At 70.1% G+C, this 23,572-nt stretch carries 19 protein-coding genes and 1 tRNA gene; 17 read left to right on the plus strand and 3 right to left on the minus strand.

Annotation, left to right across the window (positions count from 1 at the left end; all coding sequences use genetic code 11):
- Position 1: 1 nt before the first annotated feature.
- From AC067N_RS08120 to AC067N_RS08150, 7 genes are all read left to right on the plus strand, one after another.
- Positions 2 to 1,162, plus strand: coding sequence for an acyl-CoA dehydrogenase family protein (locus AC067N_RS08120; protein ID WP_478678060.1), 1,161 nt, complete (start codon positions 2 to 4; stop codon positions 1,160 to 1,162).
- A 374-nt stretch (positions 1,163 to 1,536) separates the two neighbouring features.
- Positions 1,537 to 2,586 (plus strand): ABC transporter substrate-binding protein, encoded by a 1,050-nt coding sequence (locus AC067N_RS08125; protein ID WP_478678061.1) that lies wholly within the window; start codon positions 1,537 to 1,539, stop codon positions 2,584 to 2,586.
- A gap of 141 nt (positions 2,587 to 2,727) precedes the next feature.
- On the plus strand, positions 2,728 to 3,585 hold the full coding sequence (locus tag AC067N_RS08130) for a siderophore-interacting protein (protein WP_478678062.1): 858 nt from the start codon (positions 2,728 to 2,730) through the stop codon (positions 3,583 to 3,585).
- 176 nt (positions 3,586 to 3,761) lie between these two features.
- Positions 3,762 to 5,207: a lysine decarboxylase DesA gene (gene desA, locus AC067N_RS08135; protein ID WP_478678063.1), complete on the plus strand. Its 1,446-nt coding sequence runs from the start codon at positions 3,762 to 3,764 to the stop codon at positions 5,205 to 5,207.
- Positions 5,188 to 6,477, plus strand: coding sequence for a lysine N(6)-hydroxylase/L-ornithine N(5)-oxygenase family protein (locus AC067N_RS08140; RefSeq protein ID WP_478678064.1), 1,290 nt, complete (start codon positions 5,188 to 5,190; stop codon positions 6,475 to 6,477). The genes desA and AC067N_RS08140 overlap by 20 nt, the downstream gene beginning before the upstream one ends.
- Positions 6,474 to 7,019, plus strand: a complete 546-nt coding sequence (locus AC067N_RS08145) for a GNAT family N-acetyltransferase (RefSeq protein WP_478678065.1) — start codon at positions 6,474 to 6,476, stop codon at positions 7,017 to 7,019. Before AC067N_RS08140 ends, AC067N_RS08145 begins: the two co-directional genes overlap by 4 nt.
- Positions 7,016 to 8,788 carry an IucA/IucC family protein gene (locus tag AC067N_RS08150; RefSeq protein WP_478678066.1) on the plus strand — a complete coding sequence of 591 codons (1,773 nt, stop codon included), beginning with the start codon at positions 7,016 to 7,018 and terminating at the stop codon, positions 8,786 to 8,788. The genes AC067N_RS08145 and AC067N_RS08150 overlap by 4 nt, the downstream gene beginning before the upstream one ends.
- A 141-nt stretch (positions 8,789 to 8,929) precedes the next feature.
- Here the strand turns inward: AC067N_RS08150 and AC067N_RS08155 are convergent, their stop codons facing one another.
- Positions 8,930 to 10,561 (minus strand): beta-N-acetylhexosaminidase, encoded by a 1,632-nt coding sequence (locus AC067N_RS08155; protein WP_478678067.1) that lies wholly within the window; start codon positions 10,559 to 10,561, stop codon positions 8,930 to 8,932.
- A gap of 102 nt (positions 10,562 to 10,663) precedes the next feature.
- On the opposite strand from AC067N_RS08155, the gene AC067N_RS08160 reads away from it, so the two are divergent.
- The 3 genes from AC067N_RS08160 to glmS all read left to right on the plus strand — a co-directional run bounded on the left by AC067N_RS08160 (position 10,664) and on the right by glmS (position 13,789).
- A complete protein-coding gene (locus tag AC067N_RS08160; RefSeq protein ID WP_478678068.1) occupies positions 10,664 to 11,527 on the plus strand; it encodes a DUF4429 domain-containing protein in 864 nt (287 codons plus the stop codon).
- Between the two features lie 134 nt (positions 11,528 to 11,661).
- On the plus strand, positions 11,662 to 11,919 hold the full coding sequence (locus AC067N_RS08165; protein ID WP_131567882.1) for a hypothetical protein: 258 nt from the start codon (positions 11,662 to 11,664) through the stop codon (positions 11,917 to 11,919).
- A gap of 52 nt (positions 11,920 to 11,971) precedes the next feature.
- A complete protein-coding gene (gene glmS, locus AC067N_RS08170) occupies positions 11,972 to 13,789 on the plus strand; it encodes a glutamine--fructose-6-phosphate transaminase (isomerizing) (protein WP_478678069.1) in 1,818 nt (605 codons plus the stop codon).
- 248 nt (positions 13,790 to 14,037) lie between these two features.
- On the opposite strand, the gene AC067N_RS08175 is transcribed toward glmS, so the two are convergent.
- Positions 14,038 to 14,568 carry a universal stress protein gene (locus tag AC067N_RS08175; protein WP_478678070.1) on the minus strand — a complete coding sequence of 177 codons (531 nt, stop codon included), beginning with the start codon at positions 14,566 to 14,568 and terminating at the stop codon, positions 14,038 to 14,040.
- A 1,304-nt stretch (positions 14,569 to 15,872) separates the two neighbouring features.
- Here AC067N_RS08175 and AC067N_RS08180 point away from each other — a divergent pair.
- The 5 genes from AC067N_RS08180 (at position 15,873) to AC067N_RS08200 (ending at position 19,511) form a co-directional block, all read left to right on the plus strand.
- Positions 15,873 to 17,099, plus strand: a complete 1,227-nt coding sequence (locus AC067N_RS08180; protein ID WP_478678071.1) for a helix-turn-helix domain-containing protein — start codon at positions 15,873 to 15,875, stop codon at positions 17,097 to 17,099.
- Between the two features lie 92 nt (positions 17,100 to 17,191).
- Positions 17,192 to 17,794, plus strand: a complete 603-nt coding sequence (gene orn / locus AC067N_RS08185) for an oligoribonuclease (protein ID WP_055511897.1) — start codon at positions 17,192 to 17,194, stop codon at positions 17,792 to 17,794.
- Between the two features lie 127 nt (positions 17,795 to 17,921).
- Positions 17,922 to 17,994 (plus strand) — tRNA-His (locus AC067N_RS08190).
- A gap of 207 nt (positions 17,995 to 18,201) precedes the next feature.
- Positions 18,202 to 18,807: a TetR/AcrR family transcriptional regulator gene (locus AC067N_RS08195; RefSeq protein WP_478678072.1), complete on the plus strand. Its 606-nt coding sequence runs from the start codon at positions 18,202 to 18,204 to the stop codon at positions 18,805 to 18,807.
- Entirely contained in the window at positions 18,804 to 19,511 is a 708-nt protein-coding gene (locus AC067N_RS08200) for a GAP family protein (protein WP_478678073.1), read from the plus strand. The genes AC067N_RS08195 and AC067N_RS08200 overlap by 4 nt, the downstream gene beginning before the upstream one ends.
- Positions 19,512 to 19,696: 185 nt before the next feature.
- On the opposite strand, the gene AC067N_RS08205 is transcribed toward AC067N_RS08200, so the two are convergent.
- On the minus strand, positions 19,697 to 20,752 hold the full coding sequence (locus tag AC067N_RS08205) for a LacI family DNA-binding transcriptional regulator (RefSeq protein ID WP_478678299.1): 1,056 nt from the start codon (positions 20,750 to 20,752) through the stop codon (positions 19,697 to 19,699).
- Between the two features lie 440 nt (positions 20,753 to 21,192).
- Here AC067N_RS08205 and AC067N_RS08210 point away from each other — a divergent pair, with 440 nt between their 5' ends.
- Both AC067N_RS08210 and AC067N_RS08215 read left to right on the plus strand, forming a co-directional pair.
- The gene (locus AC067N_RS08210) at positions 21,193 to 22,557 is read left to right on the plus strand and encodes an ABC transporter substrate-binding protein (protein WP_478678074.1); all 1,365 of its coding nucleotides are present in this window, start codon (positions 21,193 to 21,195) and stop codon (positions 22,555 to 22,557) included.
- 5 nt (positions 22,558 to 22,562) lie between these two features.
- Positions 22,563 to 23,567 carry a carbohydrate ABC transporter permease gene (locus AC067N_RS08215; protein WP_478678075.1) on the plus strand — a complete coding sequence of 335 codons (1,005 nt, stop codon included), beginning with the start codon at positions 22,563 to 22,565 and terminating at the stop codon, positions 23,565 to 23,567.
- The last annotated feature ends 5 nt before the right edge of the window (positions 23,568 to 23,572 follow it).

Consider the following 23,572-nt stretch of genomic DNA (forward strand, 5'->3'; position numbering starts at 1 on the left):
CATGGACCACCACCTCTCTCCCGAACTGGAAGAACTCCGCCGTACGGTAGAGGAGTTCGCGCACGAGGTCGTCGCGCCCAAGATCGGCGACTTCTACGAGCGGCATGAGTTCCCGTACGAGATCGTGCGCGAGATGGGCCGTATGGGGCTGTTCGGGCTGCCGTTCCCGGAGGAGTACGGCGGCATGGGCGGTGACTATCTGGCGCTCGGTATCGCGCTGGAGGAGCTGGCACGGGTCGACTCGTCCGTGGCCATCACCCTGGAGGCCGGGGTGTCCCTGGGCGCCATGCCCATCCATCTGTTCGGCACGCGGGCCCAGAAGGAGGAGTGGCTGCCGCGGCTGTGCTCCGGGGAGATACTGGGCGCGTTCGGCCTCACCGAGCCGGACGGCGGCTCGGACGCCGGCGCGACCCGCACCACGGCCCGGCTGGACGAGGAGACCAACGAGTGGGTGATCAACGGCAGCAAGTGCTTCATCACCAACTCCGGCACCGACATCACGGGCCTCGTCACGGTCACGGCGGTGACCGGCCGCACCCCGGAGGGCAAGCCGCTGATCTCCTCGATCATCGTCCCGTCCGGCACCCCGGGCTTCACGGTGGCGGCCCCCTACTCGAAGGTCGGCTGGAACGCCTCCGACACCCGTGAGCTGTCCTTCTCCGACGTCCGGGTCCCGGCGGAGAACCTGCTCGGCGAACTCGGCCGCGGCTACGCCCAGTTCCTGCGCATCCTGGACGAGGGCCGGATCGCCATCTCGGCGCTCGCCACGGGTCTCGCCCAGGGCTGTGTCGACGAGTCGGTGAAGTACGCCAAGGAGCGCCACGCCTTCGGCCGGCCGATCGGCTCCAACCAGGCGATCCAGTTCAAGATCGCCGACATGGAGATGAAGGCCCACACGGCCCGCCTCGCCTGGCGTGACGCCGCCTCGCGCCTGGTCGCCGGGGAGCCCTTCAAGAAGGAGGCGGCGCTGGCGAAGCTCTACTCCTCCACGGTCGCCGTGGACAACGCCCGCGACGCCACGCAGATCCACGGCGGCTACGGCTTCATGAACGAGTACCCGGTGGCCCGGATGTGGCGGGACTCCAAGATCCTGGAGATCGGCGAGGGCACGAGCGAGGTCCAGCGCATGCTGATCGCCCGGGAGTTGGGGCTGGCGGGCTGACCGCGCCGCGCCGGGAAGGCCGGATCCGTTCTCACGGATCCGGCCTTCCGTCGTGTCAGGAGCGGTACGACAGACAGGGGGTGGGTCGCCCTCAACAGGCTTGTGGCAAAGCGCTGTTGGGTCCCACGCGCCGTCAGGTGACCCTCTCGACACCGCCTTCGAACGACGACACCGCTCACCGGATCATGCGTCTTCGACGCCCGGCGAACCCGTTCGACCTTCGATTCACAGGGAACTCAAAGTCTGCCCCACACCCGGGCGAGGGCACCCCGGCAGACAGACCCCGCCCTCTGGACAAGTGGTGAGGTTAGGCTAACCTACCTTCGAACTCGCCCTCGGGCGGCACCCCGCCCCGTTCGAAAGTAGCCATACTCATGCCCAACGCCAGAGCCGCTCACCTCACCCGCCGTGGCATCCTCGCCGCCGGTGGCGCACTCGGCCTCGGTGCCGTGCTCGCCGCCTGCGGAGACGACGACGCGAGCAGCGGCGCCGGCTCCGGCAAGGAGACGGCCACCGCCAAGTCGGGCCCCTGGACCTTCAAGGACGACCGGGGCGAGACCGTCAAGCTCGACAAAACCCCGGCGAACATCGTCGCGTTCGTGGGCGTCGCCGCCGCACTGCACGACTACGGCATCGGCGTGAAGGGTGTCTTCGGCCCGACCAAGACGCAGGACGGCAAGGCCGACGTGCAGGCCGGCGACCTCGACGTAAGCAAGGTCACCGTCGTCGGCAACGTCTGGGACGAGTTCAGTGTGGAGAAGTACGCGGCCCTCTCCCCCGACGTCCTCATCACCACGATGTTCGACGACGCGGGCACCCTCTGGTACGTGCCCGAGGCGTCCGCGGAGAAGATCGCCAAGCTCGCCCCGAGCGTCGGCATCTCCGTGTTCGACCGTCAGATGACCGAGCCTCTCCAGCGCGTCTACGAGCTGGCCAGGTCGCTGGGCGCGGACGTCGAGTCCGAGAAGGTCACCGCCGCGAAGAAGCGGTTCGAGGACGCCGCCGCCCGGCTGCGCGCGGCCACCAAGGCCAAGCCCGACATCAAGGTGCTGGCCGGTTCCGCAAGCCAGGACATCTTCTACGTCTCCGGCTCGAACCTCTCCATCGACCTGGAGTACTTCAAGGCCCTCGGTGTGAACTTCGTCGAGCCGAGCGCCGCGGCGCTGAAGGCCGGCGGCGGCTGGTTCGAGAACCTCAGCTGGGAGAACGTCGACAAGTACAAGGCGGACGTCATCATCATGGACAACCGCACGTCGGCGATCCAGCCGGACGCGATCGAAGAGGCGACCTGGAAGAAGCTGCCCGCGGTGAAGGCCGGGCAGGTCATCGGACGCAACCCCGAGCCGATCCTCTCCTATGACAAGTGCGCGCCGCTCCTCGAGGAGCTGGCCGAGGCGATCGAGAAGGCCAAGAAGGTCAGCTGACCGACGCGGTTCGGCCGCGGGCCGTGTGCGGCTGCTCTCGCTCACACGGCGGAGCCGGACATGCCGGCGCCCCGCGCACCTGGCCGGCCAGGGTTCGCCCTTTCTCACCGACGTAACCGCCCGTGATTCAGGAGCTCTCTCATGACGACGGCCGTAGCCGCTCCGTTCCGTTTCTTCTCCCTCCAGGTCGTACGGACGGAGCGGCTGGGGCCGTCTCTCGTACGCGTCTCGTTCGCGGGGGACGACCTGCGGTTCTTCCTGTCGGAAGGAAGGGACCAGTCGCTGTCGCTGTTCCTGCCGCAGCCCGGGCAGGACGTCCCGGCCGTGCCCCATGAGCTGGGCGACGGGTGGTGGCAGGCGTGGCGGGAGCTGCCGGACGACGTGCGGGCGGTGATGCGCTCCTACACTCTGCGGGCGATGCGCACCGACGCGTACGGGGAGACCGCCGAGATCGACATCGACTTCGTACTGCACGGGGTGGAGCCGGGGGCCGCCGTGCCCGCCGGGCCGGCGTCCCGGTGGGCGTCCAAGGCGAAGGCAGGGGACAGGGTCGTACTGCTCGGGCCGGCGATCGCCGACAACCGGGCGATCCGGTTCCGGCCGCCGCACGACACCGATCTGGTGGTGATCTGGGGGGACGAGACGGCGCTGCCCGCCGTCTCGGCGATCCTGGAGTCCCTGCCCGCGGGGACGCCGGCGCGGGTGTGGCTGGAGGTCCACCACGCGGGGGACATCCAGGACCTGGCCACCGAGGCCGACGCCGGGATCACCTGGCTGGTGCGGAGCGAGGGCGCGCCGTCCGGGCTCGACGCCGTCCGGGCCGCCCAACTGCCGCCCAGCGCGCTTCCGTACGCCTGGATCGCCGGGGAGTCCGGCCGGGTCAGGGAGCTGCGCCGCCATCTCGTGCGGGAGCGCGGGATCGACAGGCGGCGGGTGACCTTCGTCGGGTACTGGCGTGAGGGCCTGACGGAGGAACAGCTGCGGGAACGCGGCGAGTAGCATCCTCGGCCCCAACTCCCGTGGCTCTCACCGTGACTGACGTGATGACAGTCACGGATGAGACATGACCACCCCCAAATTAATTAGGTTAGGCTAACCTAAGTTGAACCGGTGATTCCCCCACCCCTCACCTCTCCGTCCCGCCCCGGACCCCCCCCCGCTCGGAGGACCTCCCCATGCGCTCGCACCTGCTCAATGACACGACCGCGGAGCGGTACCGCCGCACCGTGACCGAAGGCGTGGAGCGGGTGGCGGCCAAACTCGCCACCACCGACCGGCCGTTCACCGGTGTCACCGTCGACGCCCTCGCTCCCGCCATCGAGAGGATCGACCTCGACAAGCCGCTGCACGACACGGCCGCCGTCCTCGACGAACTCGAGGACGTCTACCTCCGGGACGCGATCTACTTCCACCACCCCCGCTACCTCGCCCACCTCAACTGCCCCGTCGTCATCCCGGCCGTGCTCGGCGAGGCCGTCCTGTCCGCCGTCAACTCCTCGCTGGACACCTGGGACCAGTCGGCGGGCGGCACCCTGATCGAGCGCAAACTCATCGACTGGACCAACGAGCGCATCGGCTTCGGCTCCTTCGCCGACGGTGTGTTCACCTCCGGCGGTTCGCAGTCCAACCTCCAGGCGCTGCTGCTCGCCCGCGAGGAGGCCAAGACCGACGACTCGGCGAAACTGCGCATCCTCGCCTCCGAGGTCAGCCACTTCAGCGTCAAGAAGTCGGCGAAGCTGCTGGGCCTCGGTCAGGAGGCCGTGGTCTCGGTCCCGGTCGACGGCGACAAGCGGATGCAGACCATGGCGCTCGCCCGGGAGCTGGAGCGGTGCAAGGCCGAGGGCCTCGTCCCGATGGCCGTGGTCGCCACCGCCGGCACCACCGACTTCGGGTCCATCGACCCGCTGCCCGAGGTGGCCGAGCTGTGCGCCCAGTACGGGGCGTGGATGCACGTCGACGCGGCCTACGGCTGCGGACTGCTCGTCTCGCTCAAGCGCCGCGCGCTGCTCGACGGCATCGAACGCGCCGACTCGGTCACCGTCGACTACCACAAGTCCTTCTTCCAGCCGGTGAGTTCATCGGCCGTGCTGGTCCGGGACGGGTCCACCCTGCGCCACGCGACCTACCACGCGGAGTACCTCAACCCGCGCCGCATGGTCACCGAGCGCATCCCGAACCAGGTCGACAAGTCCCTCCAGACCACCCGCCGCTTCGACGCGCTCAAGTTGTGGATGACCCTGCGCACGATGGGCGCCGACGGTGTCGGGCAGCTCTTCGACGAGGTCTGCGACCTGGCGAGGGAGGGCTGGCGACTGCTCGCCGCCGACCCGCGCTACGACGTGGTCGTCGAGCCCCGGCTGTCCACGCTGGTCTACCGCTACATCCCCGAGGCCGTCACCGACCCCGCCGAGATCGACCGCGCCAACCTCTACGCCCGCAAGGCCCTGTTCGCCTCCGGCGACGCCGTGGTGGCGGGCACCAAGGTGGGCGGTCGCCACTACCTGAAGTTCACCCTGCTCAACCCCGAGACCACGGTGGACGACATCGCCGCCGTACTCGATCTGATCGCCGGCCACGCCGAGCAGTACCTGGGAGAATCCCTTGACCGCGTCGCTTCCTGAATCCGCCGTGCACATCCACGACTTCATCGGCATCGGACTGGGGCCCTTCAACCTCGGCCTGGCCTGCCTCACCGAGCCCATCGCCGAGCTCGACGGGATCTTCCTGGACGCGAAGCCGCACTTCGAGTGGCACTCGGGGATGTTCCTCGACGGCGCCCACCTCCAGACCCCGTTCATGTCGGACCTGGTCACCCTCGCCGACCCGACGTCGCCGTACTCCTTCCTCAACTACCTGAAGGAATCCGGCCGGCTGTACTCGTTCTACATCCGCGAGAACTTCTACCCGCTGCGGGTCGAGTACGACGACTACTGCCGCTGGGCCGCGAACCGGCTGAGCAACCTCCGCTTCGACACCACGGTCACCGAGGTGACGTACGAGGACGAGGTGTACATCGTGCGGACGGCCGGCGGTGACGTCCTGCGCGCCCGCCGGCTGGTCCTCGGCACCGGAACGGTCCCGTACCTCCCCGAGGCCTGCGAGGGCCTGGGCGGCGACTTCTTCCACACCGCGCACTACATGCACCGCAAGGCGGAGCTGCAGAAGAAGAAGTCGATCACGATCGTCGGCAGCGGCCAGAGCGCCGCGGAGATCTACTACGAACTGCTCTCCGAGATCGACGTCCACGGCTACCGGCTCGACTGGGTGACGCGCTCCCCGCGTTTCTTCCCGCTGGAGTACACCAAGCTGACGCTGGAGATGACGTCCCCGGACTACATCGACTACTTCCGCGCGCTGCCCGAGGAGACCCGCTACCGGCTGGAGAAGCAGCAGAAGGGCCTGTTCAAGGGCATCAACTCGGAGCTGATCGACTCCATCTTCGACCTGCTCTACCAGAAGAGCGTCAGCGGCGGCGGCCGCCCGGTCCCGACCAGGCTGCTCACCAACTCCTCCCTGAACAGCGCCGCCTACGAGGACGGCCGGTACACGCTCGGCTTCCGCCAGGACGAGCAGGGCAAGGACTTCGAGATCGAGACCGAGGGCCTGGTCCTGGCCACCGGCTACCACTACCGGCCGCCGGCGTTCCTCGCACCGATCCGCGACCGCCTCGTCTTCGACGGCCACGGCCGCTTCGACGTGGCCCGCAACTACGCCATCGACACCACCGGCCGCGGGATCTTCCTGCAGAACGCGGGCGTCCACACCCACAGCGTCACCTCGCCCGACCTGGGCATGGGCCCCTACCGCAACGCGTCCATCATCCGCGAGCTGCTGGGCACCGAGTACTACCCGGTCGAGAAGACCGTCGCCTTCCAGGAGTTCGCCGTATGACCTTCACCTTCCGGCCCCTGGACCCCTTGAAGGACGCCGAGCTGCTCCACGGGTGGGTCACCCACCCGAAGGCCGCGTACTGGATGATGCAGGACGCCCGCCTGGAGGACGTCGAGCGCGCCTACATGGAGATCGCCGCCGACCCGCACCACCACGCCCTGCTGGGCCTCGGCGACGGCGAGCCCGCGTTCCTCATGGAGAAGTACGACCCCGCCCACCGCGAGCTGGTGGGCCTGTACGAGCCGGAGCCCGGCGACGTCGGCATGCACTTCCTGGTGCCGCCGACGGACACCCCCGTGCACGGGTTCACCCGGTCCGTGATCACCGCCGTGATGGCGCATCTCTTCGAGGACCCGGCCACCCGCCGCGTCGTCGTCGAGCCGGACGTGTCCAACAAGGCGGTGCACGCGCTCAACGCGTACGTCGGTTTCGTCCCCGACCGCGAGATCGACAAGCCGGAGAAGCGGGCACTGCTGAGCTTCTGCACGCGAGAGCAGTTCTTCACCAGTCGCGGCTCCGCCGCCCGAGGAGTTCCCGTATGACCCTGTCCGATGCCGTGGCGCATCTGTCCCCCCACCGCTGGGCACGGGCCAACCGCCTGCTCGTCCGCAAGGCCCTCGCCGAGTTCGCCCATGAGCGGCTCATCACGCCTCAGGCCACCGCCGACGGCCGCTTCGAGGTCCGCAGCGACGACGGTCTGACCCGCTACGGGTTCACCGCGAAGCGCTACGCCCTCGACCACTGGCAGGTCGACGCCGACTCGATCTCCCGTCATCGGGACGGCGTCGACCTCCCCCTCGCCGCCCTGGACTTCTTCATCGAGCTGAAGAGGTCCCTCGGGCTGAGCGACGAGATCCTCCCGGTCTACCTGGAGGAGATCTCCTCCACCCTCTCCGGCACCTGCTACAAGCTCACCAAACCGCAGGTCCCGGTCGCCGAGCTGGTGGACGCCGGTTTCCAGGCCATCGAGACGGGGATGACCGAGGGCCACCCCTGCTTCGTCGCCAACAACGGCCGCCTCGGCTTCGGCGTCCACGAGTACCTGTCGTACGCCCCCGAGACGGCGAGCCCGGTGCGCCTGGTCTGGCTGGCCGCGCACCGCTCCCGCGCGGCGTTCACGGCCGGCGTGGGCATCGAGTACGAGGCGTTCCTGCGGGAGGAGCTGGGCGCGGAGACGGTCGCCCGCTTCACCTCGGTCCTCACCGAGCGGGAGCTGGACCCGGCCGACTACCTGTTCATCCCGGTCCACCCCTGGCAGTGGTGGAACAAGCTCTCCGTGACCTTCGCCGCCGAGGTAGCCCGGCAGCACCTCGTCCTGCTCGGCGAGGGCGACGACGAGTACCTCGCCCAGCAGTCGATCCGTACGTTCTTCAACCGGTCCCACCCCGAGAAGCACTACGTGAAGACGGCCCTGTCCGTCCTCAACATGGGCTTCATGCGCGGCCTGTCGGCGGCGTACATGGAGGCGACCCCGGCGATCAACGACTGGCTGGCCGGGCTGATCGAGAACGACCCGGTGCTGAAGTCGACGGGACTGTCGATCATCCGCGAACGCGCCGCCGTCGGCTACCGGCACCTGGAGTACGAAGCCGCCACCGACCGGTACTCCCCGTACCGCAAGATGCTGGCCGCGCTGTGGCGCGAGAGCCCGGTGTCCGGGCTCCAGGAGGGCGAGACGCTCGCGACGATGGCCTCCCTGGTCCATGTCGACCACGAGGGCAACGGCTTCGCGGCGGCCCTGATCGAACGCTCGGGCCTGCCCCCGGCGGAGTGGCTGCGCCGCTACCTGAAGGCGTACCTCACCCCGCTCCTGCACAGCTTCTACGCCTACGACCTGGTCTTCATGCCGCACGGCGAGAACGTCATCCTCGTCCTGAAGGACGGGGTCGTCGAGCGGGCGGTCTTCAAGGACATCGCCGAGGAGATCGCGGTCATGGACGCGCATGCGGTCCTCCCGCCCACAGTCGAACGCGTGCGCGTGGACGTCCCCGAGGACAAGAAGCTCCTGTCGATCTTCACGGACGTCTTCGACTGCTTCTTCCGCTTCCTCGCCGCCAACCTGGCCGAGGAGGGTGTGCTGGCGGAGGAGGACTTCTGGCGGACGGTCGCCGAGACGGTCCGCGACTACCAGCAGGCGATGCCCGAACTCGCCGACAGGTTCGCCCAGTACGACATGTTCGCCCCCGAGTTCGCGCTGTCGTGCCTCAACCGGCTCCAGCTGCGCGACAACCGCCAGATGGTCGACCTGGCGGACCCGGCGGGCGCCCTGCAACTCGTCGGCGACCTGAAGAACCCCATAGCGGGCCTCTAGTGCCGCAACAGGCACCAGCCTCCGGCACACACCCCAAGAGCAGACGGGCACCTCGGAGTACGGTCCTCCGAGGTGCCCGTCGCGTTCCGCCGATGAACACGGGTGCGGCTGAGCGGGGCGGGTCGCGCAGCTCCCCGAGCCCTACCGCGCAGGCCAGTCCACCTGCGGCGACCGGTGGTACCCGATTCCGAGCGCCTCCCACCGCGGCCCCTGCGCGGCGAGCCGCACCCGGTAGTCGTCCCAGTCGTGGGTCGACGCCGGCGACCAGCCCAGTTCGGCGACGCCCGGCAGCCGGGGGAAGGCCATGTACTCGATGTGGTCGGAGGTCACGATCGTCTCCGTCCACAGCGGCGCCTCGACCCCCCGGATCGCGGTGTCCGGCACCCCCGCCAGATAGGCGCCCGGATCCCAGTCGTACGACCGCCGCACCTCCACATGCCCCGCCCAGTCGAGCCCCAGCGGCGTGTCCTTGTCGTACTTCATGTCGAGGTAGATCCGGTCGGCGGGCGAGAGGATGATCCCGGTGCCGTTGCGTGCGGCGGCCGCGACCTGCTCCTTCTCCTCGGGTTTCGTGCCGTCCAGGCCCCAGTACTGGGCGAGGGCGCCCCGCGCCGGGGTCGCGCCGGTGAGCTGGTGCCAGCCGACGACCGTCTTGCCGTACCGGGCGACGACCGGCTGCACCCGGTCCATGAACGTCACGTAGTCCGCGTGGCCGGTGGAGTGCGCCTCGTCGCCGCCGATGTGGAGGTACCGGCCGGGGGTGAGCGCGGCCAGCTCCCGCACGACGTCGTCCACGAAGTCGTACGTCACCTCCTTGCCGACGCACAGCGAGCTGAAGCCCACGTCGGTCCCGGTGTAGAGCGGGGGCGCGACGCCGTCGCAGTTCAGCCCGGCGTAGGAGGCGAGGGCGGCGTTGGTGTGGCCGGGCATGTCGATCTCGGGGACCACCTCCAGGTGACGGGAGGCCGCGTACCGGACGATCTCCCGGTAGTCGGCCTTCGTGTAGAACCCGCCGGCGCCGCCGCCGACCTGGGTGGAACCGCCGTACGCGGCGAGACGCGGCCAGGAGTCGATCGCGATGCGCCAGCCCTGGTCGTCGGAGAGGTGCAGATGCAGCTTGTTGAACTTGTAGAGCGCCAGCCGGTCGACGTACCGCTTGACCTGGTCGACGGTGAAGAAGTGCCGGGAGACGTCGAGCATGGCCCCGCGCCAGCCGTAGCGCGGCACGTCCTCGACGGTGCCGCCCGCGACCGTCCAGGGTCCCGGCTGCCGGGAGTCCTTCTCGACGGCCGGGGGCAGCAGCTGGCGCAGGGTCTGCACCCCGTGGAAGAGGCCGGCGGCCGTGCGGGCGGTGATCGTCACGCCGGAGCGGGCGCTGCGGAGCCGGTACCCCTCCCGCCCGAGAGCCGTCTCGTTCGCGGCCAGCCGCAGCCGGACATCGCCTGCCCGGCCCGTCCCCTGGCCCGCCCCGCGGCCCTTCGCGTGGTCCGTCACGGGCAGCCGGTAGCCCGTCGACGGCCGCAGGACGCCCGCCAGGTACTCTCCCACCCCGCGTGCCTCGGCGCCGCCGTCCACGACGACGCGTGTGCCGCTCGTCAGCCGGTACGGCGCTCCCTGGGCCTCGACCCGTGCGGGGGCCGGGATCACGTGCCCGAGCGGGACCGTGGTGACGTCGGCGTTCTCGGACACGGGGGCGGCTCCCACGGCGAGGATCCCGGACACCACGAGCAGCAGCGCACCGAGCAGGCGGGTCGATCTGTGGCGCGGTCTCACAACGTGCTCCCTCCCACAACCGAACGGACGACACCACCATCCCCGCAATGCGCCGCCAGGTCTAGACCACATCGTCACGCGACCGGTGGAAGAATGCCCGGCATGGCGGAAATCCTCCAGCGGGACGGGACGTGGACCTTCGACGGCGGCACCCTGCGGCTCACGCCTGGCCGCGACAAGAGCGTGAGCCTCCTCCGCAAGACACTCGGTGAACTCGCGATCCCGCTGGAGGCGTTGGCGGGGATCTCGTTCGAGCAGGGCAGGAGGTCGGGGCGGCTGCGGCTCAGGCTGCGCGACGGCTCCGACCCCCTGCTCCAGGTGACGGGCGGCCGGCTCACCGACGGCAACGACCCGTACCAGCTGAGCGTCGACGCCGACCGGTACGGAGTCGCCGAGTACTTCGTGGACGAGACACGCAACGCACTGCTGCTGGACCAGGTTCCGTCCGACGCGGTGGGCGCCTATCTGCTGCCTGGCCCGGTCGTCCCGCTCTCCGTGTCCGCCGGGGACGGCACGGCGAGCTTCGACGGCGAGCACGTACGCCTGGAGTGGAACTGGAAGACCGAGGACGCGAAGGCGGCGGCCGGGCCCCGCACGCTCGCGCCGGCCGACATCGCGGCCGTGGAGTGGCAGCCCTCGGTCGGCCTGGAGAACGGCTGCCTGCGCTTCACCGTGCGCAACGCGCCGACCAAGGCGCCACCCAAGTACGACCCCAACTCGGTGGAGCTGTGGGGCTTCAGGAAGGACCCGCTGATGGCCCTGGTCGCGGCGGCGGTTCAGGTCCGGCTGCCGCACCCGGCGAGCGCCACCGGCACCCGGCCGGCCCAGCCGGCACCCGCCGGCGGCGGGGACGACCACGACGCCCTGCTGCGCCGCCTGCGCGAACTGGGCGAGCTGCACACCTCGGGTGTCCTCACCGACGAGGAGTTCACGCTGGCCAAGCAGGCGGTCCTGCGACGCATGTGACGCGCCCGAAGACCGGGGCGACGCGCAGGTGTGCGCCGAGTGCGCCCCGGTGGGCACGCGAAATCCCCCAAGGGCCTGCCCGAAATCGGGCAGAATTCTTGCGAAACGCACTCACGTACCCCAGGATCTACCGGGTGCACGACGAACTGGTTGATCACCTGACGCGGTCCACGCCCCTGAGCCGGGGCGAGGCGCTGCGTGTGATCCAGGACGTGCTCGCCTACTTCGACGAGACGACGGAGGACTACGTCCGTCGCCGCCACCGCGAGCTCCAGGCCCAGGGCCTGGTCAACTCGGCGATCTTCGAACGGATCGAGGCGGACCTGAAATACCGGGCGGTCGCGCCGCCGGAGCTCACGCTCCGGCAGCTGCGCCGCATCGTCTACGGCTGACGGAACGGCCACGGACCCGGGCCACACCGACCGAGAAACGGGATACCTGTATATGTGCGGAATTGTCGGTTACATCGGCAAACGTGATGTCGCGCCGCTGCTCCTGGAGGGCCTGCAGCGCCTGGAGTACCGGGGCTACGACTCGGCGGGCCTGGTGGTCACCTCGCCCAAGACGGCCGGCCTGAAGATGGTCAAGGCCAAGGGGCGGGTCCGGGACCTGGAGGCCAAGGTCCCCGCGCGCTTCAAGGGCACCACCGGCATCGCCCACACCCGCTGGGCCACCCACGGCGCCCCCTCCGACATCAACGCCCACCCGCACATGTCGGCCGACGACAAGGTCGCCGTCGTCCACAACGGCATCATCGACAACGCCTCCGACCTGCGGCGCAAGCTGGAGGCGGACGGCGTCGAGTTCCTCTCCGAGACCGACACCGAGGTCCTCACCCACCTCATCGCCCGCTCCCAGGCGGAGACCCTGGAGGAGAAGGTCCGCCAGGCGCTGCGGATCGTCGAGGGCACCTACGGCATCGCCGTCATGCACGCCGACTTCAACGACCGCATCGTCGTCGCCCGCAACGGCTCCCCGGTCGTCCTCGGCATCGGCGAGAAGGAGATGTTCGTCGCCTCGGACATCGCCGCGCTGGTCGCGCACACCCGCCAGATCGTGACCCTGGACGACGGCGAGATGGCCACCCTCAAGGCCGACGACTTCCGCACGTACACCACGGAGGGCACCCGCACCACCGCGGAGCCCACCACCGTGGAGTGGGAGGCGGCCTCGTACGACATGGGCGGCCACGACACGTACATGCACAAGGAGATCCACGAGCAGGCCGACGCCGTGGACCGCGTGCTGCGCGGCCGCATCGACGACCGTTTCTCCACCGTGCACCTCGGCGGCCTCAACCTGGACGCCCGTGAGGCGCGCCAGATCCGCCGGGTCAAGATCCTCGGCTGTGGCACCTCGTACCACGCGGGCATGATCGGCGCCCAGATGATCGAGGAGCTGGCCCGTATCCCCGCCGACGCCGAGCCGGCCTCCGAGTTCCGCTACCGCAACGCGGTCGTGGACCCCGACACCCTCTACGTCGCCGTCTCCCAGTCCGGTGAGACCTACGACGTGCTGGCGGCCGTCCAGGAGCTGAAGCGCAAGGGCGCCCGTGTCCTCGGCGTGGTCAACGTCGTGGGCTCGGCGATCGCCCGCGAGGCGGACGGCGGCATCTACGTCCACGCGGGCCCCGAGGTCTGCGTCGTCTCCACGAAGTGCTTCACCAACACGACGGTGGCCTTCGCGCTGCTCGCCCTGCACCTGGGCCGCACCCGTGACCTCTCCGTCCGCGACGGCAAGCGGATCATCGAGGGCCTGCGCAAGCTGCCCGGCCAGATCGCGGAGATGCTGGACCAGGAGGAGGAGATCAAGAAGCTGGCCCTGGAGTACGCCGAGGCCCGCTCGATGCTCTTCATCGGCCGTGTCCGCGGCTACCCGGTCGCCCGCGAGGCCTCCCTCAAGCTCAAGGAGGTCTCGTACATCCACGCCGAGGCCTACCCCGCCTCCGAGCTCAAGCACGGCCCGCTGGCCCTGATCGAGCCCGCCCTCCCCACGGTCGCCATCGTCCCCGACGACGACCTGCTGGAGAAGAACCGTGCCGCCCTGGAGGAGATCAAGGCCCGCAGCGGCAAGATCCTCGCCGTGGCCCACCGGGAGCAGGAGAAGGCCGACCAGACGATCGTCGTCCCCAAGAACGAGGACGAACTCGACCCGATCCTGATGGGCATTCCGCTCCAACTCCTCGCCTACCACACGGCCCTGGCCCTCGGCCGGGACATCGACAAGCCGAGGAACCTGGCGAAGTCCGTGACGGTGGAGTAGGACCACCTCCGAGGCCGGGCCGGACTTGCCTGCGGCGCGGGGCCGTACGACTGTGCGGCTCCGCCCCGTCGGCGCGGGCGACCCGGGCAACCCTCCCGGGCCGGACGACCGAACGGGCCCCCACGTGCTGCCGTCGGCCACGGGGGTCCGTTCGTGCGCCGTGCGGTCCTCACCCCATCCCACCCCGGGGCACGGGGAGTTGAGAAAAGGGGCGGAGGGAGCGGGGGGACGGACTACGGAGTGACGGACTACGGGATGACGATGACGGGCCGCTGCGCCCGCTTGGCGAGCCGCCCGGCCACCGAGCCGAAGATCCGCCCGACGATGCCGTGCGTGGACCCGACGACGATCGCGTCGGCCTCGTACTCCCGCCCCACCTCTTCGAGTTCGTGGCAGATGTCACCGCCGCGCTCGACCAGGATCCACGGCACCTCGGCGAGATAGTCGGCGCAGGCGAGCTCCAGCCCGAGCACCTCGGTGCGGTGGTCCGGTACGTCGACGAAGACCGGCGGCTCGCAGCCGGCCCACACGGTCGTGGGCAGCCGGTTGGCCACATGGACGATGATCAGGCCCGAGCCGGAGCGGCGGGCCATGCCGATGGCGTAGGCGAGGGCGCGCTCACTGGACGTCGAACCGTCGAAGCCGACGACGACGCCGTGCTTGAAGGCGGGATCGCAGCTGGAGCGCGCCTCTTCCGCCGCGAGGGGGTCGGCCGCCGTGTGATCGGCGACGGGACGCCGCTTGCGGTCCGCGGGGTCGAAGAATTCGTGACCGGCCATGGGTGTCTCGGCGTTTGGATCCTCGTGGGTGGGACGACGTGGATGGGACGTCAGTGTGCGGCGGAGCTGTGTCCGGGAATCATCTTCCCAACCCCATACCCCCAAGGGTACGGCCGCACGCCTCCTCCGCGCACCGGCTCCGCGGGGTTCCAGGGAGCATGCACGACCCCCGCCCGTAACGCAATGGTTGCTGCCACGTACAGCCGGTTCGCTCCGCCCGGGTCCGCCCGGGTCCGCCCGAGGGAGCCGTGGCAGTGACCGACGGGTCGAACACGCGTTGAACCCCGGTAAGCCAGAGCCGAGGGAGCCAGAAGCGAGCCAGCACGTGTCCGCACACCGCCCCGCCCCGCAGAACCCCCGCCCCGTCCCCGACGCCCCCCGCCCCGTCCCCGCGGACCGCCCTTCCCCGGCGGACCGCCCTCGCCCCGCCGGCCGCCCCCGCGGCCCGGCCCGCCCCTTCGCGTCCGACGGACCGCCCCCGGCCCCCGCCCCCGCCCCCGTCGGCACCGCCACCGACGTGGTCCGCTGGGCGGCCTTCAGCTGCGTGCTCGTACCGGTCGTCCTCGTCTGGTACGGCACCTCGCCGGCCGGCGCGGCGGGCTCGGCGCTGGGCCTCGCCGCGGTGACCGGAGTGTGCCGCGTCCTCCTGCGCCGGTCCGAACGCGGCGCGGCGCACGAGGCACACCTGGCCCAAGCGGCACACCTGGCCCAAGCGGCACACACGACCCACGCAGCACACACGGCCCGCGCGGCGCACGCGTCTCACACAACCCACACCGTCCCCACGGGCCGTTCACCGCACATGGCCCGATCCGGCTGCCCCGTGGCCGAAGAACACACCCCCTGCCAAGACCGGCAGGACGGCACCGGTCCGGGGGCGCACGGGAGCGTACGGAACTCCGGTCCGAGTACGCCGGTCGACTGACCGGTTTCCGCACTCGCCCCCGTATCTTTTCAGCCAACTTCGGCCCATCAGGCATCCCTGGGTCGAACGCCCCTCCACCCCCGGTTCGACCTGCACTGAAAGGGGTCCAGGGGCCGCGCGCACCCTACGTGGACCAGCCACTGGGACGAGGCGCACTTCCCTGCACGGCCCACGAGTGCAACGCTTCGTGATCGAATGCTTTACGCCAAGTTGCCATGTCGACAATGTGCCGGATGGCGAACCGGGTCACGCCGGCACCACGGGACACAGTAGATTCGATCATGACTGTCTTACGGCGGGGGACTCGTGCAGGACCGAGGGGAAACGTGCAGGAGCGACACAACCGAGGAGCCGCGACCACCGAGGGGGGCTTAGCAGGATGAGCCACGACTCCACCGCCGCGCCGGATGTGGCGGCCCGGAAGCTTTCCGGGCGACGCCGCAAGGAGATCGTCGCGGTGCTGCTGTTCAGCGGCGGCCCCATCTTCGAGAGTTCCATACCACTGTCGGTGTTCGGGATCGACCGCCAGGACGCCGGCGTGCCGCGCTACCGCCTGTTGGTGTGCGCGGGCGAGGAAGGCCCACTGCGGACCACAGGGGGCCTGGAACTCACCGCACCGAACGGCCTTGAGGCGATCTCGCGGGCGGGCACGGTGGTCGTGCCCGCATGGCGTTCGATCACCTCACCGCCGCCGGAGGAAGCGCTCGACGCCCTGCGTCGCGCGCACGAAGAGGGCGCCCGCATCGTCGGGCTGTGCACCGGTGCGTTCGTGCTGGCCGCCGCCGGACTGCTGGACGGCAGACCGGCCACCACGCACTGGATGTACGCGCCGACGCTGGCCAAACGCTATCCGTCCGTCCATGTCGATCCACGGGAGCTCTTCGTGGACGACGGGGACGTGCTGACATCGGCCGGCACCGCGGCCGGAATCGATCTCTGTCTGCACATCGTGCGGACGGACCACGGCAACGAGGCGGCCGGCGCGCTCGCCCGCCGGCTGGTGGTCCCGCCGCGCCGCTCGGGCGGCCAGGAGCGCTATCTCGACCGGTCTTTACCGGAGGAGATCGGCGCCGACCCGCTCGCCGAGGTCGTCGCCTGGGCGCTGGAGCACCTCCACGAGCAGTTCGACGTGGAGACGCTCGCGGCGCGCGCGTACATGAGCCGGCGGACGTTCGACCGCCGGTTCCGGTCGCTGACGGGCAGCGCACCGCTCCAGTGGCTGATCACCCAGCGGGTGCTGCAGGCGCAGCGTCTGCTGGAGACGTCGGACTACTCGGTGGACGAGGTCGCGGGCCGTTGCGGCTTCCGTTCTCCGGTGGCGCTGCGCGGGCACTTCCGCCGCCAGCTCGGCTCGTCTCCCGCGGCGTACCGGGCGGCCTACCGTGCCCGCCGCCCCCAGGGCGACAAGCCCGCCGAGCACGACACCCAGACCGGCCACCCCGGTCCGTCCGCGGTGTCGGCGGAGCACACCCACGGGGTGCCGCTCCAGGCCCGTCGTACGGCCGCGGCGAGCGCCCTGGCGCCGTCGGCGTCCCTGTCGGCGGACGGCGCCAAGCCGGAGCTGTACGCCACCGGCCGGCTGCCGGGGCAGCGCAGCGCGCACTAGCCCGCACCGGCGCATGACGGCCCGGTCCCGCACTGGATCACCCCGGTGCAGGACCGGGCCGTACGGTTGTCACGGGCCGTAAGGTGAGACACATGAACGATCGCATGGTGTGGATCGACTGCGAGATGACCGGCCTCTCGCTGTCCGACGACGCGCTCATCGAGGTGGCCGCCCTCGTCACCGACTCCGAGCTGAACGTGCTCGGCGACGGTGTCGACATCGTCATCCGCCCGCCGGACTCGGCGCTGGAGACCATGCCGGAGGTGGTGCGTCAGATGCACACCGCGTCCGGCCTGCTCGACGCACTGCCCGGCGGCACGACCCTGGCGGACGCCGAGGAGCAGGTCCTCGCGTATGTGCGCGAACACGTGAAGGAGCCGGGCAAGGCGCCGCTGTGCGGCAACTCGGTGGGGACGGACCGCGGCTTCCTGCTGCGGGACATGCCGACGCTGGAGGACTACCTCCACTACCGCATCGTGGACGTCTCCTCGGTCAAGGAGCTGGCCCGGCGCTGGTACCCGAGGGCGTACTTCAACAGCCCCGAGAAGAACGGCAACCACCGCGCCCTGGCGGACATCCGCGAATCCATCGCCGAACTCCGCTACTACCGCGAGGCGATCTTCGTCCCGCAGCCCGGCCCCGACTCCGACACCGCCCGCACGATCGCCGCGAAGCACGTTCTGCCCGCGGGATAACCCCGTTCCGGGGGCCCGGCCGGGCCCCGGACGCCCTGCGGGGAAACGTGTGCGCGGGCACCCCTGAAGACCCTGTACACTTTTTCTCGGCCGGTCGGGGAAACCTTCGGATGAACCGCCGGTCATGGTGGGTGTAGCTCAGCTGGTAGAGCACCTGGTTGTGGTCCAGGATGTCGCGGGTTCGAGTCCCGTCACTCACCCTGATACATCGGCCCCGGCCCGCGAGAGCGGACCGGGGCCGATCGTCGTTCGGCGGGCCGCTCGTCGTTCACTCACCCCCGTGACCCACACGCCACGCACCACGTCCCCATACCCCGCACTCCCGCGCGCCGGACCGGCCGGAACTCTCGTTGACCCCCGTTGGATTAAGGTCTTAATCTAACGGGGTGCCACGATACGCAGACCCGGTGGAACGACGTCGGCAGGTCGCTCAGGCGCTGTTGCGCGTGGTCGATTCGGAGGGCCTGGAGGCCGCGAGCATCCCGCGCATCGCGCGTGAACTCGGCGCGACCACGGGCCTGGTGCAGACGTACTTCCGGACGAAGGACGAATTGCTGGTCTTCGCCGCGCAGTATGTCGGCGAGGCGATGAACGCGCGCGTCGCGACCCTGCTGGAGGAGTGCGACCCGCACGCCGTCAAGCAGCGGCTGCTGGTCTCCCTCGGCGTCCTCACGGGCGCCGACGAGGCCACCGGGGCCGAGGCGAGGATCTGGCTGGCCTTCCTCGCGCGGGCCGCCTACCACCCCGCACTGCGGGAGGTGCACTCCGCCGGGGCCCGGGAGATCCGCGACCGGTGCGCCGACGCGCTGGCCGCCGCCCAGCGGCTCGGGCAACTACCCGCGGATCTCGACCCCCGGGCCGAGGCCTTCGCCCTGATCGCCTTCGCCGACGGCCTGACCGTCCAACGAGCCGTCGAGCCCGAACTGCTGCCACCCGACCGCGTACGGCGGCTGCTGAGCCGCTACCTGGACCGGCTGATGGACCATCAGGGACACCGAGGAGAACCCCTTTGAACACCCCGTTAGCGCTGTCGCTGGCCGGCCTGGCACTGCTCGACAGCACCAGCATGGGCACCCTGTTCATCCCCGTGTGGCTGCTGCTTGCCCCGGGACGCTTCACCGTCGGCAAGGTGCTGGTCTACCTGGCGACCATCACCGTCTTCTACTTCGCCGTGGGTCTCGCCGTCGTCCACGGCGCCGACAACCTGTTCTCCTTCGCGAGCCGGGCCCTGGACGCCAGGACCGGCCTGTGGATCCAACTCGGCCTGGGAGTCGGCCTGTTCCTGCTCAGCTTCCGCTTCTCCCCCGAGCGGCGGAAGAAGAAGGGGGGAAACGCCACCGGCGCGTGGCGCGACCGCGTCGGCGCGAACTCCTCGATCGGCTGGATGGTGGGGCTGGCCCTGCTGGCGGGACTGGCCGAGGTGGCGACGATGCTGCCGTACCTCGGCGCCATCAGCATGCTGACGACCTCCGGTCTGGACACCGTCGAGATCACCACACTGCTGGCCGGGTACTGCCTGGTCATGGTGGTCCCCGCCCTGCTGCTCCTGGCCGGACGCGCCCTGCTGCGCCCGGCGGTCGAACCCGCCCTGGAGCGCATGAACGACTGGATCTCCCGGCGCGCGACGGGCGCCACCGGGTGGGTCCTGGTCATCGCCGGCTTCCTCGTCGCCCGGGACGCGGCGGCGCGACTGTGGGTCCCCGAGGCGTTCGGCTGACCCGGATGGCGCGGCGGCCGCAGGCCTGCGGCTCCCCGGCGGAACGCCGGGCGCTCCGCCGGCACCGGCCGTTGGAGCGCGTGGTCCCGGGAGGGCGGTGCGAGGCGTGGTATCGCCTCACCCCCGGCTCCCTCGGCGTGCCCCGGCGGGGCGGGTCCACGGCCCCGCGCGGGCACCGGACCGCGTCAGGACGACGCCCGCGCCACCAGCTCCGTGGGGAGGACCACCTGGCGGCGCTCCAGACCCCGGGAGATCGCCGGACGGCGGTCGGCGATCTCGTCGAGGAGCAGGTCGATCATGGCGCGGCCCATCTCCTCGATCGGCTGGCGCACGCTGGTGAGGGGCGGATCCATGTGGCGGGCGATGGCGGAGTCGTCGTAGCCCACCATGGCGACGTCGTCGGGTATGCGGCGCCCGGCCTCGCGCAGGACCTGGCGGGCGCCGGCCGCCATGACGTCGGACTCGGCGAAGACCGCGTCGAGGTCGGGGCAGCGCTCCAGCAGCTCCCCCATCGCCCGGCGGCCGCCCTCCTCGGTGAAGTCACCGGGGACGATCAGCCGCTCGTCCACCTCGCGCCCCGCGTCCTCCAGGGCCTCGCGGTAGCCCTCGATACGACGCTGGGCGCCGTACACGTCGAGGCGGCCGGTGATCGTGGCGATGCGGGTACGGCCCCGCTCCATCAGATGCTCCACCGCCGAGCGGCCGCCGCCGTAGTTGTCGGAGTCGACCGAGGGCAGCGTCTCGTGCTGCGAGCGCGGGCCGCTGATCACCGCCGGGATCTCCAGCTGCGACAGCAGATCCGGCAACGGGTCGTCGGCGTGCACGGAGACCAGCAGCACCCCGTCCACCCGGTGGGCCGCGAGGTACTGGGCCAGCCTCCGGCGCTCCCGGTCGCTGCCCGCGAAGATCAGCAGGAGCTGCATCTCCGTGTCGGAGAGCTGGGCGCCCACGCCCTTGAGGATGTCGGAGAAGTACGGCTCGGAGAAGAAGCGGGTCTCCGGCTCGGGTACGACCATCGCGATCGCATCGGTGCGGTTCGCGGCGAGGGCGCGGGCCGCCGTGTTCGGGACGTAGCCGAGCTCGGCGACGGCCGCCTCGACCGCCGCCCGGGTCGCCTCGCTGACCCGTGGCGAGCCGTTGATCACCCGCGACACCGTGCCCCGGCCGACACCGGCTCGTACGGCGACCTCTTCCAGGGTCGGCCGCCGGCCGCTTCGGCCCCGTGCTCCGTGGCCTGCCACCATGCTCGCCTCCCGTTCACACCGCGCTGGCGTGGAATCTAACAGTCCCGCTCCTCGTACGACGCCCGGCGACCCGGCATCCTGGACCTCGGGCCCGGTCCGGGACCGGCGCGGGCCCGCCGCCGACCCGCCGGCCCCCCCTTGATCCGCCGACCTCTGAAGACCACCCGGCCCGCCGGGCGGGTGTTTCGGGGCAGGCCCGGCCCACGGTCCCGGGATTAGTTAACAGCCCGATAACCGAAGACATCTCTCCGCGCCCGTTCCCTTGACACCCCCGCACGAACCGACGACTCTTCAACACATCACCTGTGGGAGCGCTCCCACAGTACCTGGCACATACACATCCCGCACGTTCCCCGCCCGAGCCGCAGCAGTGACAAGACGGGCCCAACAACGCAGTTGGCCGGGGGGTCGGCACGTCAGGGCATCAGGAGGACGCAATGCGAGCACGTACCCTCCCCCACTCTCGGCTGCGGTCGGGCGGGGGCACCCGAATCGCCCGCACTACGCGCAAGACGGTGGTCATCGCCGCCGTCGCCGCGCTGGGCGCCGGGCTGCTCGCCGGCTGCGCCGACGACGGCAAGGACGAGGACGACACGTCGTCGGGTAGTGGTGGCGGCGGCAAGACCAAGATCACCCTCGGTCTCTTCGGCACCGCGGGCTTCGAGGAGTCCGGCCTGTACAAGGAGTACGAGAAGCTCCACCCGGACATCGACATCCAGCAGACCGTGGTGGAGCGGAACGAGAACTACTACCCCGCTCTCCTCAACCACCTGACCACCGGCAGCGGTCTGCAGGACATCCAGATGGTCGAGGTCGGCAACATCGCCGAGATCGTCGGCACCCAGTCGGACAAGCTGCTCGACCTGTCGAAGTACGGCAAGAAGGACGACTACCTGCCCTGGAAGTGGCAGCAGGCCACCACCTCCGGCGGCCAGACCGTCGCGCTCGGCACCGACGTCGGCCCGATGGCCATCTGCTACCGCAAGGACCTCTTCGAGAAGGCCGGACTGCCCACCGACCGCGCCGAGGTCGGCAAGCTGTGGGCCGGCAGCTGGGACAAGTTCGTCGAGACCGGCAACAAGTACAAGGCGAAGGCCCCCAAGGGCACCACGTTCGTGGACTCCCCCGGCGGTCTGCTGCAGGCGATCCTCAGCAGTGAGAAGGACCGGTTCTACGACTCCTCCGGTGAGGTCATCTACAAGACGAACCCGGCCGTCAAGGACGCCTTCGACCTCACGGCGAAGGCCGCCGAGGACGGGCTGGTCGGCAACCAGACGCAGTTCCAGCCCGCCTGGGACACCACGATCGCCAACAGCAAGTTCGCCGCGATGTCCTGCCCGCCGTGGATGCTCGGCTACATCAAGGGCAAGTCGAAGCCCGAGGCGGCCGGCCAGTGGGACATCGCCCAGGCGCCGAAGTCCGGAAACTGGGGCGGCTCCTTCCTGTCCGTGCCCAAGAACGGCAAGAACGCCGAGGAGGCCGCCAAGCTGGCCGCCTGGTTGACCGCGCCCGAGCAGCAGGCGAAGCTCTTCGCCGTACAGGGCAGCTTCCCCAGCACTCCGGCCGCCTACGACTCGGCCGCGGTGAAGGACGCGAAGAACGACATGACCGGTGACGCGCCGATCGGCACGATCTTCGCCGAGGCCGCCAAGAACATCCCCGTCCAGACGATCGGTCCGAAGGACCAGATCATCCAGCAGGGCCTGACCGACAACGGCGTGATCCTCGTGACCCAGGGCAAGTCGGCCGCGGAAGCGTGGAAGAACGCCGTCAAGACCATCGACAACGCACTGGACAAGTGACCGGTATGCCCACACGGCACGACGCCGCCGCGCCCCCCGTCAAGGGGGGCGCGGCCCCGGCCCGCCCGCCCGCGGAGTCCGCGACCGAGGAACGCCGCCGGGCCCGGCTGTCCCGCCGCTGGCAGCGGGACGTGCGCTGGAGCCCGTACGCCTTCGTCTCGCCCTTCTTCCTGCTGTTCGTCGCGTTCGGCCTGTTCCCGCTGCTCTACACCGGCTGGGCCTCGCTGCACGCGGTGGAACTGACCGCCCCCACCGACATGAGCTGGGTGGGGATGCGGAACTTCACCCGCATCTTCGACGACGAGTTCTTCTGGAACGCGGCGAAGAACACGCTGATCATCGGGATCATCTCGACCGTCCCGCAGCTGATGATGGCGCTGGGCATCGCGCACATCCTCAACTACAGGCTCCGCGCCTCGACCTTCTACCGGGTCGTGATGCTCGCCCCGTACGCCACGTCGATCGCCGCCGCGACCCTGGTCTTCGTGCTGCTCTTCGGCCGTGACTACGGAATGATCAACTGGTTCCTGGGGCTCTTCGGCATCGACCAGATCGACTGGCAGAACGGCACCTGGTACTCGAAGATCGCCGTGTCGACCATCGTCATCTGGCGCTGGACCGGCTACAACGCGCTGATCTACCTGGCCGCGATGCAGGCGATCCCGCAGGACCTGTACGAGTCGGCGGCCCTCGACGGCGCGAGCCGCTGGAAGCAGTTCCTGCATGTGACGCTGCCGTCGCTGCGCCCGACGATCCTGTTCACCTGCGTCGTCTCGACCATCGGCGCCTCGCAGCTCTTCGCCGAGCCCCTGCTGTTCGACGCCAACAAGGGCGCGTCCGGCGGGTCCCAGCACCAGTTCCAGACGCTCGGCCTGTACCTGTACGAGCAGGGCTGGGTGAACCAGCACCTGGGCCGCGCCTCGGCGATCGCCTGGACGATGTTCCTGATCCTCATCGCGGTCGGAATCATCAACTACGTCATCTCGCGCCGGCTGCGCGCCAGTAGTTAGGAGAC

It is taken from the genome of Streptomyces sp. NPDC042364 (assembly GCF_056437585.1).